This is a genomic window from Aestuariirhabdus sp. LZHN29 (genome assembly GCF_049985285.1).
GTDB lineage: Bacteria > Pseudomonadota > Gammaproteobacteria > Pseudomonadales > Aestuariirhabdaceae > Aestuariirhabdus.
This window is the reverse complement of record NZ_JBNIEU010000009.1, coordinates 1-1,102: the sequence shown is the minus strand read 5'-3', so window position 1 is coordinate 1,102 and position 1,102 is coordinate 1. Positions and strand designations below refer to the sequence as shown.

The following is a 1,102-nucleotide window of genomic DNA, read 5'->3' as shown; positions in this document are numbered from 1 at the left end:
GGTGGAGTTCGACAGAACTTGGTTGTCGGTCGATTGCAGCGTCGTCGCGTTACCCGACGAAGCGCCGTTGATGCCGGCCACACCCAGCGTCGAGCCATTGCTGTTCTTAGCGTAGGCGACGTTGAAGTAGGCATCGGTGCGCTTGGACAGCGCGTAGTCGGTACCGACAACGAACAGCCACGGGTTACCCGTACCGCTGTTCTTGAACTGTTGGTAGTAAGCCGTGCCCGTCAGCGTCAGAGCCGGCGTAGCTTGGTAGCCAGCACCCAGCCAGTACAGGTTCGAACGCAGGTTGCCAGCGCCGGCAACCGTTGCGAAGTTGGCGTGGTACCAACGATAGCCAGCGTACAGCTTGGCCGGGCCGAAGGCGTACGAGCCAGCGATCGTGGCGCGTTGTTCCTTGGTGTCAGCCGCAGCGTTCTGAGCAGCGAACGAAGCGTTCGACGCTGCCGTGCCATTCGATTGGTCATACACCACACCCAGGCCGAACGGGCCAGCAGCGTAGTTTGCACCCAGGCTCCACTCGCGGCCCAGCTTGTTCACGCCGGCAACTTCTTGGCCGTCGCGGTTGAACGCATACAGAGCCGAAACGCTCAGGCCACCGAACGTGCCGATGTACTTGATGGCGTTGTCAGCACGGCCAGCCATGAAGGCGTCTTGTGCCGTGATCGAGTAACGGCCAGCGATGGCCATCGGGTCATAGGCCAGTGCGAAGTCGTACAGCAGGTTTTGCTGACGGCCCAGGGTCAGCTGACCCCATTGACCTTGCAGACCGACGTAGGCGTTACGGCCGAACAGACGGCTGCTTTGGGCCGACGTGCCGGTATCGAGGTTGAAGCCGCTTTCCAGGTTGAAGATACCCTTCAGGCCACCGCCCAGGTCTTCAACGCCACGCAGGCCCCAGCGCGAGCCGGACAGGTTGCCCGACTGCATTGCAACGCGCGAATGGCCTTGGCCGTCAGCGCCCGGCACCTTGTTGGCCCATTCCACGCCGACGTCGGCCACACCGTACAGAGTCACGGACGATTGAGCGTAGGCGCCACCGGCGGCCAGAGCTGCAACAGCAGCTGCAAACAGTTTCATTTTCATATCGACACTTTCC

At 61.7% G+C, this 1,102-nt stretch carries 1 protein-coding gene; it reads right to left on the bottom strand.

Features of this window, described 5'->3' with window-relative positions; all coding sequences use genetic code 11:
* Nucleotides 1-1,089, bottom strand: a 1,089-nt coding sequence (locus ACP3PW_RS17205) for a porin (RefSeq protein WP_426417962.1), incomplete at its 3' end; no start/stop codon positions are given.
* Nucleotides 1,090-1,102 lie beyond the last annotated feature (13 nt).